Below are 12,519 nucleotides of genomic sequence, written 5' to 3'. Positions count from 1 at the left end.
AGAATTATAACGGAATCACCGATGACCTCTACTATTAATTTCAAGGCCATAGCTCAAAGGCTGCTTCAATATCTCACTTTAAACATCTTTCACCATATGATGTTCTCTCTATAAAAGCAAATAATATTTACTACTCCTTATCACAGCTGTTAACATCTCATTCATTTAGTATATTATAATTAATATCACCTCGGTTTGTCAATACATGAATTTACTATTATTTCATTTCATCAAGCTTCTCTATAACATGATTCATAAGTATTTTCATAAACACCACACTTGGTACACTTAGTAACATCCCCATTACTCCAAATATACCTCCTCCTATTAACAATACCACCATAACTATTACAGGATGCAATCCAACACTTTCTCCAACAATCCTAGGCGATAATATATCTCCTTCGAATTGTTGTATTGCAAAAAAAAGTATTATTACCCAAATAGCTTTTGTTGTGCTATCCAGTAGTGCAAAGAATAATGCTGGTATTATACCTATTATTGGCCCAAAGTATGGAATTATACTAGCTATCCCTGCAACTATACCTATGATTAACCAAAACTTTACTTTTATAAAAAACAGACCTACAGCTGACGCTATCCCTATAAAGGTTGCTAATATCAGTTGTCCTCTAACAAATCTACCTAGTATAACGTTCATTTTTCTAGATATTTTGAGTAAATCATCTCTGTATCTTTTAGGACATGTTAGAATTATACTCTTTTTAAAAAGCTCTTTGTCTTTAAGAAAATAAAATGTAATCACTGGTATCAGAACTAAAACTAATATTTTGGAAAATGTTGACGCTATCTTTTCTGTTATATTATTTATGCCACTAGTGATAAGTTTCTCTACCATAGCGATAATATTGTCTATTATACTTTTAAAATTGCCTAGCCCTTTAGGCAATTTATCTATATTTGTATATAACGAATCAATTTTATTATTAATTTGGACTATATAATCTGGAAAATCATCAATTAAATTCGATATTTCTTCTAACATACTTGGAACTATTAATATATATACTACTATTGCAAATGTAATCATAACTACGTATATTAAAACTATAGCTAATGATCTTTTAACCCCTTTCATTTCTAAAAAATTAGCTAATGGGTTTAATATATAAGCTATAGTAATTGAAAATATTATCGCAAAGATTACATCTTTCACTATAGGTACTGATATATATATTTTTATTATTACTAATATAAATACAGAAAAAATAGATATCTTAATAAACTGTTTTTTTGAAATTCTTAATGCTTTATCTGCTTCTAAATATCTATTACCTATTCTAATCAAGTAGTATATTAGTACAAATAAAAGCACTGTTATTAATACACTTCTTATATTTTCTGCATAATTTATAAAATACTGCATATTATCACTTCCATATATATTTTTAAGTTAGAAAAAAAGGGGCCGTCTCATTAACTATGAGATGCCCAAACGGATGTTTATTGATACATCCCATAATATGATACTAGTGCATACTATCCATCATATTAGTTATTACTTTTTTTCCTTTGTTCATCATTTTTTTTCTTTGTCTAGGGCTCATAGATGAAGAGTACATACTCAATGAAGCACCTAGCAATCCACCTGCAATCATGCCAGTTATAAATTTGCCCTTCATATTTGACCTCCTCTTAGAGTTGTACATTAATATTTTGATTCAACTAACAATTTATATACTAAGTAGTTTTTTGTACTCTTCTTTGTTCTTTTCAAATTCATCCTTAATTTGCCTATTTATCAGTAAAAAATTGTCACAAAATTTCATCCCTTTCGTATACGGCATGAAATTTCTACCACCTAACAAGTCTTGTATTATTCCATCTGTTATCTTAAACCCAACTATTCTACCTTTTTTTTCATCAAAAACCACATCTTTTATAAACCCCATACTTATACCGTCTTCGCAAAGTATCTCGTAACCAATAATTGAATATCCATTTTTCATCATTTGATCTATCTTGGGATAATTATATGGCTTCTTTATCACATCTGAACTATCTATTATTACAAAATTATCACCAAAATCTTTTACATCTTTAAATCGTATAATTCTTTTGTCATTTTTGAAACTATTTGAATCTACTAAAAATCCGGCTGCTTTAAAAAAATCTTTTGAATATATTACTTCTTTAATGTTGCATATTTTATTTCCATTGGTCATATCAACAATGTATTTACCTATCAAATCACTTGAAGCAAGCAAATTTATCCCTCTCTTTTATTATATATTCTATTATATTATTTCTTTTTTTAGTTAATACTATTTATTAAAATATATAAAAAATGGCCCTAAAATAGGCCATTCTTGTAATTTTTACCTCATTGTTTCCTCTGCCATCCAATAATAAGTTTTAATAGATAACATTGGACAATGACAAGCTTTTTTTATACTACAGCTATCTACTTTTCTAACTTTTTTGAATAGTTTTTTCATACTTCCCCTCCTCTCACACAAATAGTTTCTGTTATGTAAAATTATCTATAAGATAATTATATTATAACTAATTTACATTTTCAACCATTTATAGGTTGATTTTGCATATTTTTTGACACAATTTGTACAAATTTTATGCTGTAAATTACAAAAAAACTGCCCTTCTTATAGGACAGTTTTAGCTTATTGTGCTGTTTACTTTCTATATCTTTTTTAATATTGTACCTCCGCCTACTAAAGTATCTCCATCATAGAATACAACTGCTTGACCTGGTGTTATTGCTCTAACTGGTTGGTCAAACACAACTTTAACCATATCATTTTCTATAGGATATACTGTAGCATCTTGTTCTATGGCAGAATATCTTATTTTTGCTTTTACTTGTAGAGGCTTTGATATTTCACTAACTGAAATCAAATTAATATCATATGCTATTAAAGCATTACCAAAAACATCATCATTATCACCAAGCATGACAGTGTTTTTGACTGTATCTATCTCAACTACATAAACTGGCTTACCTAACGCTATACCTAGCCCTTTTCTTTGGCCTATTGTGTATTTTGTTATACCTTTATGTCTGCCTAATATGTTGCCTTTTGTATCAATAAAATTACCTGGCTTTATATCATAATCAGCATTTTCATCTATATATTTACCATAGTCATTATCATCTATAAAACATATTTCCTGACTTTCTTTTTTATCTGCTACTACTAAGTCTAGTTCTTTAGCTATACTTCTTATTTCAGCTTTATCAGTATAATCTCCAAGTGGCATCAATGTATGTTTTAATTGCTCCTGAGTAAGGTTATATAAGGCATAAGTCTGATCTTTTGCAGATGCATCTGCTTTTTTAAGAAGATAACGTCCTGTGGTTTCATCGTGCCTTATTTTTGCATAATGCCCAGTTGCAACATAATACGCTCCTAATTTATTAGATCTTTTGAGTAATTCCTCAAATTTTACATATCTATTACAGGCAATACAAGGATTTGGTGTCCTACCTTTGCCATATTCTTCTATGAAATAATCTATTACTTTCTCTTTAAATACGTCCTTAAAGTTCATCACATAGAACGGTATTCCTATCTTATTAGCGACTCGTCTGGCATCTTCAACCGCAGATAAAGAACAGCAACTGTCTTCTGCTGTATTCATCGCCGCTTTATCATCTTGCCATATCTGCATAGTAACTCCAATTACATCGTAACCTTGTTTTTTTAATATATACGCTGCAACTGAACTATCTACTCCACCGCTCATTCCAATAACAACTTTATTTTTATCCATTTTTTCACCTCATCGTAAGTCTTATTTTTATTTTACCCAAATTGAATAAACTAATTATACTATAAAAAAGCTGTCATACGATATTGTAGACAGCTTTTATTTTGTATAAAACATTTAACCATATCAAAGTTACATTTGTACCTTAAGATTAATGCTCATGTTCTCTTGGCTCAAAGTTTTCAAGTCCTTCTATTTCAATATCATTTTTTTGTGCATAATCGTAAAGAGCGGATTTTATAGCATCTTCAGCTAATACAGAACAATGTACTTTCACAGGAGGCAACCCATCTAAAGCCTCTACAACTGCTTTATTTGTAAGTTCAACCGCTTCTTTAATGCTTTTTCCTTTTATAAGTTCAGTAGCCATGCTTGACGAAGCTATCGCCGATCCACATCCATATGTTTTAAACTTAACATCTTCTATAATATCATTCTCTATTTTTAAATATATCTTCATTATATCGCCACATTGAGCATTTCCTACTTCGCCTATTCCATCAGCATTTTCTATTTCTCCAACATTTCTTGGATTTCTAAAATGCTCCATAACTTTTTCTGAATACATTCTTTATTCCCCCTCTACGTTTTCATACAATGGAGACATAGCTCTTAGTCTTGCTACTATATCCTTAAGTTTACATACAACATAGTCTATCTCTTCTTCTGTATTAAAATCCCCAAGACTGAATCTCAAAGATCCATGCGCTATTTCGTGAGGCAAGCCTATAGCTAGTAAAACATGTGATGGATCAAGCGATCCAGATGTACAAGCAGATCCACTTGATGCTGCTATACCTTCCATATCTAAACTTAGCAATAGTGCTTCTCCTTCTACATACTCTATTGAAACATTTACATTGCCTGGTAATCTTTTCTCAGGATGTCCATTCAATTTAACATATTTTATATTATCCATAATATCGTTTATAAACTTATTACGTAATTTTGAAAGCTTATCATTATGTTCTTTAAGGTTATCATAAGCTAGTTCTAAAGCATAAGCAAGACCAACTATTGAAGCAACATTTTCTGTTCCTGCTCTCTTCTTTCTCTCTTGTGCTCCTCCATGTACAAGATTGTCAATTCTAACTCCATTTCTAATATACAGCACCCCTACTCCTTTAGGTCCGTAAAGTTTATGTGCAGAAGCTGACATCAAGTCTATGTTTAATTCATTTACATCTATATCAACATTCCCTACTGCTTGAACTGCATCTGTATGGAAGTATATTTTATGTTCTTTTGCTATTTGCCCTATTTCTTTTATTGGTTGTATAGTTCCTATTTCATTATTTGCATACATTATAGTAATCAATATTGTTTTGTCTGTTATGCTGTTTTTTAACTCTTCTATATCAATCAATCCATACTCATCTACATCTAAATAAGTAACCTGGAAGCCTTGTTTCTCTAGATATTCACATGTATGAAGTATTCCATGATGCTCTATCTTTGTAGTTATTATGTGATTCCCTTTTTTCTTATTGGCATAAGCAACACCTTTTAGCGCCCAATTGTCTGCCTCTGAACCTCCACCAGTAAAATATATCTCATTAGATTTAGCTCCAAAAATATTAGCAACAGTATCTCTTGCTCTGTCTATAGCTTTCTTTGATTCTCTGCCTAATGAGTAAATACTTGATGGATTGCCATAAAATCTAGTTAAATATGGAATCATAGCATCTAAAACTTCTTTTTTTAATGGAGTTGTAGCTGAATTATCCATATATACGTTTTTGCTCATATACTAGCCCTCCTAAATTTACTGAATATCTTCATATTCATTAACCATGTCTTCTAAAGTTATGTTATCAATAGTATCATTGATACTATCTCTTATTTTAATCCAAACATTTTTTGTCACACAAAAGCTTTCTCTTTCGCAAGCATTATCCTCATCTGCTATACAATCAGATATTTTTATTTCACCTTCTAAAGCTCTTATAACTACTCCTACAGTTATTTCCTTAGGAGGCTTTGTAAGCAGGTATCCACCTTGTGCTCCTCTTATGCTCTTTACTAAACCTCTTTTTTTAAGAGTTGATATTAACTGCTCTAGGTAGTTCTCTGATAAATCTTGCTTATCTGCAATATCTTTTATGGATAATGGTCCTTTTCCATAATATAACGCTAGTTCAAACATTGCTTTAAGTCCATATCTGCCTTTAGTCGAAAGTTTCATTTAATCACCTCTTCAATTCCTACGAATTTACTTGGATTTAATTCAAGTATAGTATATCCTAGTAATTTTGTCAACATTAAATATTTCATTTTATTTGTTACATTATTTTAAATAAATTTCCCTGTACTTCTTTACAATCCCTGTATCTCTTTATTATGGTCTTTCCTCTATGTATTACCTCTTTTATTAGCTATATTCAATAATATATAATTTACCTAATAGGGTTGTCTATAAATTACATATTTATTTATTAAATGTATTTATTACAATCTTAAACTAAATTAAGAAAGGATTGATTTCATATCATGAAAAAATATGTTACTAGATTCACTGCTTTGGCTACGGTTTTATTATGTTTTAATACTACTGTGTTAGGTGGTGTTGTAATTGATAACAATGATTATTATAATAACGTAGGGTATAGGTTGAACAAAATAACCACCAAGGTTAATTATAAACCAACTACTACCTCCACTACAACAAAAAAATATTTTATCCCAACAAATAATGCTACACCTTCCTATGGTGGCAGAAGCTATTACGATGTAACTGTAAATAAACGATCTAATACTATTACTGTAACTAGAGGTTCTAATAACTCTGAAAGACGAAGCAATTCTTATAAGTTACCTAAAACTAATAATAACAATACTGGTACTTCTAAGCCAGTGAACACTAATACTTCTAAACCTAGTACCCCTACTAATATTCCTACTGGAAGCATTTCTGATAATGAAAAGCAACTTTTTAATATGGTAAACAACGAAAGAATAAAAAACGGCTTAAAACCTTTAACTCTTAATACTAAACTTTTTAGCGTAGCTAAAATGAAATCTCAGGATATGCAGGACAACAATTACTTTTCACATACATCTCCAACGTTTGGTAAAACATACAGCCTTATCAAAAAGCTAGGTATACCATATAGTTATGCTGGTGAAAATATAGCCAAAACTTACAGTGTTTCTAGAGCTCACTCTGGTTTTATGGGTTCCGATGGACATAGAAAAAATATACTTAATCCTAACTTTACTCAAATAGGAATAGGTATTGTAGGTAACTATTACACACAGGTTTTTATAAAATAGTTTGTCCAACAATAACATAGTTGAAAAGGGACTGCTAATGAAGGATTTCTTAAAGCAGTCCCTTTTAAGTAATCTATAGTCCATTTGGATATAAATCTTCAAATTGCGGTGGGAAGAAATCTGGAAATGGTTCATACTCAAATGTTTCACAAATGTCTTCTGGATTAAACTCTTCACATGCAGGTGGCTCTGGACAGAAACCAAAAGCTGGTATTAATAATTGAACTCTTCCAACAACTTTTACTATTATAAATACACCAACAGCAAATGTTGCTATATTTCCTGTTATAGTAATTTCTCCCAATAATCTTGAACTAGTTTCTACTACTATTCTAAAATTGAACTCATCTCTTGAGTCAGGTATGAATAGTACAATGTCTTTAAATATATCTGGCAAGAATCCGTCTATTACATTGCCACATTTTGTTGTGATTTGGAATGGTATTCTAATAGTAAATCTTACTCTTTTAAAATTAGGTCTATTAGGTATATCCGTAACGATTAAACTTCCCTCAACTATAAATCCTTCTTTAAATGTAATTGATACTGGTGGATCACACTCATCTATTTCTACACTAATCTCTGGGAAGCACTCTCTTTGTTGACAATGGGAATATACTTTATCAGTTATTATACAAACTGTCTCTGTAATGTAACTTAAATCATTTTCAACAATAAGTTCGCCAGGACTTGGATCGTACCCGTTTGCCATCAAATTCACTCCTTTACTAAATATAATAAAATCATCTTTAGTTACATATTATGTATTATAAATACTTTGGTGAATAAATTTTTTATTTTTTTTAAAGTATTTGAAATTAGCTAAAAGAATTGCGATAGCAAATTTAATGTTGGGGTGATAAAATGTTTAATTTTCTAAAAGATAATTATTACTTAATTGAAACATCAAAATCTTTACAATATTTCTTTTATAAAACTAAAGACAACAGCATCTATTACGATCTCTATGATAATAATAGATTATCTAAAAAAGAAATCGCTATAATAGAAAATGGCGTATTAGAATTCACTGTCAATATAGATGCAAATGATGAAATACATCTAATATTTATAACTGACAAAGGAAAAATAAATCATTATATCTTAAAAAAATCTAAGTGGATTAAACATACATTATATACTGTAGATATAAAGTCGAACCTATATAATAATCTTCAAATCAAATTCATACAAAATAATATTCATATATTCTATAGCACATGTAATTATATCAGCCCTACTATCTGGACTATAAAGCATATAGTTAACACTAAAAAAGGCTTCGAAAAAAGAAATGTTATTAGTTATACAGCAAACAAAATGTCTTCTTCATTTAAAATTGACTATGATAGTTTTGGTACTATATATTTGTTGTACAAAAATTTCAGTAATAAAGAAAGTCATATATACTTAATATCTACAAATGCTACAATTAATAAATGGGGAAAACAACCTACTAAAATTTCTTATGATAACTCTAGCAACTCACATCCATATCTTTTTGTAGATAATAAAGATAATGTTCATGTTATATGGTGTACTCTAACAAATAATAACCTTAAACTAAATTATAAAAAACTAGCTATAAATAGATATAATAAAATAGTTTGGAACAATATCAGCTTGCCTGAGATAAGTTTTAATTCTACTCACCCTTTTATTTATCAATATAACAACAAGCTATATATCATATATCGTCAAAATAGTACTCTTAAATTTTTAGTATCATATGATCATGGGTATAAATGGGATTATGAAAACTATGATACTTCTCTAGAAGGATTATTGTTAAGTAATATTTTTAGTAACAAAATTACAAAAATGAGACATGGCTATATTAAAACAGGTGATATTATTGATATTGTTTCATTTATAGAAAATACCACCAATGATAAATATACTTGTAATCAAGAAATAGTTCAAGAAAAAACAAATAACGAAATAGCTAACGAAGAATTAGAAGTAGACAATGATAGCGGTGATACTGATAATATTTATCACGATATAAATCTAAACCTATCAAAAGACAATCTTATAGACAAAAGCTTCAATAATATTATTGATATATTAAATAATATTTTAAAAGAATATAATGTAAAAAAATCTCATACCGATACCCTCACTCATGCATTATTAAATATTCGTAATACTGTATTTAGTGAAATATCTACTAAAAATAAAATACGCCCAAAAAACTTCTCCTCAGAAACTATCATGAAACAAAATGAAAACTTACTTAAGGAAATAAATACATCTATTCAGATACTAAAAGATAAACAGTTCAACATCTATGAAGATATAGACATTATGTCATCTTATCTTGTAGAAATAAAATCTCTCATATCTAAAGAAAACAAAAGTAAAATATTTGATAAAATTTTCAAATTACTGAACTAGTTATATTATCGTATGTTCTTTTACCATTCATTATATAAAAGCGATACACTTCATCTAACTCTACATTCATTAATTTTGCTTCGTTTTTTAATATATTATAGTGGTTTAAATTACTAAACTTGATAGCATAATTACATCCAGCTCTTATATGGCAAGGAGTAGAAATTAGCTGAAAGAAAGGAGTTCTCTTCTTTTCCATAGTGTAGTATAGCTGTATCGCTTGATTTCTAGACTTAAAAATTACAAAATAATAGTCTCTATAATTTATATTTTTATATTGCAAAAATATCCCCTCCAATATAGTTAGATACATTATTATATTTTTACTCAGATGATTTAGTTACTAATATGAACAATTTTATAGGTTGTTTATTCACCATTATCTTAAAATTAAATACTATATAAATAAAATAAATTAGAGGTGATACATATGAAATCTTCTACCAGAATATATAATCTACCTATAAATAAATCAATAAAACTCAATAACAAAAGATTTGCTCATATTAGTGATGGATCATCAAAAGAACAAAAAGTTTCAGTTATTAGTTGTACTAATAGAAACAATACTCTTTATAATATAAAAAAGAACTTCTTTAGACAAGATTTCAATAATAAAGAATTAATAATAATTCTCAACAACAATGCTATTAATAAAGAATTCTGGGAAGATAATTTATCTTGCTATGACAATGTCAGTGTATTTCAACTTGACCAAGCAATTTCCCTAGGAAATTGCTTGAATTTTGCTGTAAGCAAATCTAAATATCCTATTATAGCTAAATTTGATGACGATGATTATTATGGAGAAAAATATCTTCTTGATTCTATCAAACCTTTTTTGTATACCGATGCAAAGATAGTGGGCAAGTACACTACATATGTGTATTTTAAAAAGGATAAAGTATTAGCTATAAGGAACCCAAAACGCGAGCATATGTTTAGTTATAGAGTAGAAGGTTCTACTCTTTTGTTTAAAAAAGATTTATTTGATACTATTAGCTTCTCTAATAGAAATCTAGGTGAAGATATACAGCTGTGTAAAGACTGTATTAAGGCTGGTTTTAGAATCTATTCACACAATAAACTCCACCACGTCTATATAAGACATGGAAGTTCACACAACCATACGTTTGGCATGAGTGATAGTCTATATATTAATTTATGCAAAAAAATAGCTATAACCGATAATTTTAAAAAATATCTTAATTTTTAGCTATACACAAACTAATTTACATGCACATATTATGAAATATGACAAGTATTAATTATTATATAGTAATATACTTTAAATGAGGTGATATTATAAATAGCAAAGATCAGATAGTCAAGATTAATAATGATCGAACCTCTGTTATAAAAATTTCTACTAAAAACAAAAATTCTAGTTCACAACAGGTAAAAGCTAACAATTCAGGTTCTTATAAAATAAAAATAAGCAGCAATAAATATAATACCGGAAATATCAAACACAAACCAAAACCTAAAGTAAAACTAACAAAAAGTAAGTTCAAAGTAAAAAGTGGTAAAATAGTTAGTTCAATATCTAAAAGTGGTCCTGTGAATAAAAACATTTATCAAGTTTTATTAAAGAAAAAAAGATTCGCTTCTAAACCTAATATTGTGAAGAAAAAAATGAAAACAAATAGTGGTGTGTCAATAATAACTGTTACTAACAAATCAATATTTATGACTAATTTATTTAACAATTATAGTAGACAGCTTCACAAGTTAAAGGAATTAATTATAATAGTAAACAACACTCATTTACAGTTAGAAACATATAGAAAAAAAGCTTCTAATTATAAAAATGTAAAAATATTTAAATTGCCTTCTAATAATACTTTAGGTAGATGTTTAAATTATGCAATCAGTAAAGCAAAATATCCTATAATAGCTAAATTTGACGACGATGATTATTATTCACCTAAATATCTAACTTATAATTTAAACAAGATGGTTAAAACTGATGCAGATGTTATAGGAAAAAAAGCTCATTTAGTATATTTTAAAGCTCTCAAAACATTAGCTATAAGACATCCTGGCAATGAAAATAAATACGTCAATTTCGTAAATGGCTCTACCTTATTTTTCAAAAAGGCTATATGTAAAATCGCTCCTTTTAGAAATGTAAATGCTGCTGAAGACGTTATATTTTGTAAAGATTGCTTACTGTCTGGTATAAGAATTTTTTCTGCAAGTCGAAATCACCATATCTATATAAGATATCCTAGTAAAGCAAATCACACTTGGAAAATTGGTGATAAAGAACTGCTAAATAAATTCTGTATGACTCTTAAAAGAAATGTTGATCTAAACCAAATAAAGAAAGAACAAAGTCAGCTTTAATGTTGACTTTGTTCTTTGTCATTGCTTTTCCAAATTACTAGACAATTCTTTTATCCCTAATCGTCATCGTCTTCAAATATATCTTCTCTTTCAGCTAATACTGAATCAAACATTTTATCTTCGTCCTTTTGAATGTACCTACTCTCATTGTTACACGATACAATGTTTAGTCTTGCTTCTCCTATAACCTCTACTCCTATTTCATACTCAACTTCTACTGATATAGATGGTTTACCATCTTTACTAATAACCATTGTACCTACTATGTTAGGACTCTTGTTAATCCATGCTAAAACATGTTTGTTGTAATATTTATTATCTTCAATCTTATCTAACTGTATATTTTCACTAAATTTTACTATGTTCTTAGCTACTTTAGTATCTCCGCTAGCTTCATACCATACATGCACTTCAAATCTACCATTAACTGTTATATCCATTTTTTTAGGAGATATCTCATCAAAACTACTTTCTATTATTTCAGTATTTTTTATTGTGCAACCTAATATCTTACTAGGCTTTTTGTCATCTGTAGTGATATAAACAGCAGTTTGGAACGTTTCGGTAGCTTCTCCACAAACAGCATTGGTTATAATAGTTCTAATTTTACTCTGATTAGACTTAATACGTTTTTTGTCCATCATTTCCCTCCTCTACAATAAAACACTCTATTAAATATTATATTCAGCAAAAGTCCATACGTGATAATTAGTTGAGCAGAATAATATAGGTTTAAGTATAATACATACT

At 28.7% G+C, this 12,519-nt stretch carries 14 protein-coding genes and 1 other annotated feature (1 of these 15 only partly in view); of the genes, 4 read left to right on the top strand and 10 right to left on the bottom strand.

Annotated features, from left to right (window positions below; translation table 11 throughout):
* Window positions 1–153 (bottom strand) — a binding site (T-box leader) (it extends 55 nt beyond the left edge of the window).
* Window positions 154–217: 64 nt separating this feature from the next.
* The 7 genes from P3X86_RS01540 to P3X86_RS01510 all read right to left on the bottom strand — a co-directional run bounded on the left by P3X86_RS01540 (window position 218) and on the right by P3X86_RS01510 (window position 5,935).
* Complete coding sequence (locus P3X86_RS01540; protein ID WP_483290862.1) at window positions 218–1,387, bottom strand: AI-2E family transporter; 1,170 nt, start codon at window positions 1,385–1,387, stop codon at window positions 218–220.
* Between the two features lie 103 nt (window positions 1,388–1,490).
* Window positions 1,491–1,643, bottom strand: coding sequence for a hypothetical protein (locus tag P3X86_RS01535; RefSeq protein WP_483290861.1), 153 nt, complete (start codon window positions 1,641–1,643; stop codon window positions 1,491–1,493).
* 51 nt (window positions 1,644–1,694) lie between these two features.
* Window positions 1,695–2,228: a PRC-barrel domain-containing protein gene (locus P3X86_RS01530; protein WP_483290860.1), complete on the bottom strand. Its 534-nt coding sequence runs from the start codon at window positions 2,226–2,228 to the stop codon at window positions 1,695–1,697.
* A 433-nt stretch (window positions 2,229–2,661) separates the two neighbouring features.
* The gene (mnmA, locus tag P3X86_RS01525) at window positions 2,662–3,753 is read right to left on the bottom strand and encodes a tRNA 2-thiouridine(34) synthase MnmA (protein WP_483290859.1); all 1,092 of its coding nucleotides are present in this window, start codon (window positions 3,751–3,753) and stop codon (window positions 2,662–2,664) included.
* A 148-nt stretch (window positions 3,754–3,901) separates the two neighbouring features.
* Window positions 3,902–4,318, bottom strand: coding sequence for a Fe-S cluster assembly scaffold protein NifU (nifU, locus tag P3X86_RS01520; protein WP_483290858.1), 417 nt, complete (start codon window positions 4,316–4,318; stop codon window positions 3,902–3,904).
* Window positions 4,319–4,321: 3 nt separating this feature from the next.
* Window positions 4,322–5,497 carry a cysteine desulfurase NifS gene (gene nifS / locus P3X86_RS01515; protein WP_483290857.1) on the bottom strand — a complete coding sequence of 392 codons (1,176 nt, stop codon included), beginning with the start codon at window positions 5,495–5,497 and terminating at the stop codon, window positions 4,322–4,324.
* 18 nt (window positions 5,498–5,515) lie between these two features.
* Window positions 5,516–5,935, bottom strand: coding sequence for an RrF2 family transcriptional regulator (locus tag P3X86_RS01510; protein WP_483290856.1), 420 nt, complete (start codon window positions 5,933–5,935; stop codon window positions 5,516–5,518).
* A gap of 305 nt (window positions 5,936–6,240) precedes the next feature.
* Here P3X86_RS01510 and P3X86_RS01505 point away from each other — a divergent pair, with 305 nt between their 5' ends.
* Window positions 6,241–7,023: a CAP domain-containing protein gene (locus P3X86_RS01505; RefSeq protein WP_483290855.1), complete on the top strand. Its 783-nt coding sequence runs from the start codon at window positions 6,241–6,243 to the stop codon at window positions 7,021–7,023.
* 73 nt (window positions 7,024–7,096) lie between these two features.
* Here the strand turns inward: P3X86_RS01505 and P3X86_RS01500 are convergent, their stop codons facing one another.
* Window positions 7,097–7,735, bottom strand: a complete 639-nt coding sequence (locus tag P3X86_RS01500; protein ID WP_483290854.1) for a hypothetical protein — start codon at window positions 7,733–7,735, stop codon at window positions 7,097–7,099.
* Between the two features lie 152 nt (window positions 7,736–7,887).
* Between P3X86_RS01500 and P3X86_RS01495 the strand changes: the two genes are divergently transcribed.
* Window positions 7,888–9,420, top strand: coding sequence for a hypothetical protein (locus tag P3X86_RS01495; RefSeq protein ID WP_483290853.1), 1,533 nt, complete (start codon window positions 7,888–7,890; stop codon window positions 9,418–9,420).
* Here P3X86_RS01495 and P3X86_RS01490 read toward each other — a convergent pair.
* On the bottom strand, window positions 9,404–9,703 hold the full coding sequence (locus P3X86_RS01490; protein ID WP_483290852.1) for a putative Se/S carrier protein: 300 nt from the start codon (window positions 9,701–9,703) through the stop codon (window positions 9,404–9,406). The genes P3X86_RS01495 and P3X86_RS01490 overlap by 17 nt on opposite strands.
* Window positions 9,704–9,850: 147 nt before the next feature.
* Here P3X86_RS01490 and P3X86_RS01485 point away from each other — a divergent pair, with 147 nt between their 5' ends.
* Together P3X86_RS01485 and P3X86_RS01480 are read left to right on the top strand one after the other, a co-directional pair.
* The gene (locus P3X86_RS01485; protein ID WP_483290851.1) at window positions 9,851–10,636 is read left to right on the top strand and encodes a glycosyltransferase family 2 protein; all 786 of its coding nucleotides are present in this window, start codon (window positions 9,851–9,853) and stop codon (window positions 10,634–10,636) included.
* Between the two features lie 344 nt (window positions 10,637–10,980).
* Window positions 10,981–11,769, top strand: a complete 789-nt coding sequence (locus P3X86_RS01480; RefSeq protein ID WP_483290850.1) for a glycosyltransferase family 2 protein — start codon at window positions 10,981–10,983, stop codon at window positions 11,767–11,769.
* A 56-nt stretch (window positions 11,770–11,825) separates the two neighbouring features.
* Here the strand turns inward: P3X86_RS01480 and cotE are convergent, their stop codons facing one another.
* Window positions 11,826–12,410 (bottom strand): outer spore coat protein CotE, encoded by a 585-nt coding sequence (gene cotE / locus P3X86_RS01475; RefSeq protein WP_483290849.1) that lies wholly within the window; start codon window positions 12,408–12,410, stop codon window positions 11,826–11,828.
* Window positions 12,411–12,519: the final 109 nt, after the last annotated feature.

This window comes from Abyssisolibacter sp. ZYX002 (assembly GCF_056892235.1).
The sequence above is the reverse complement of the archived record's forward strand: the minus strand, read 5'-3'. Positions and strand labels throughout refer to the sequence as shown.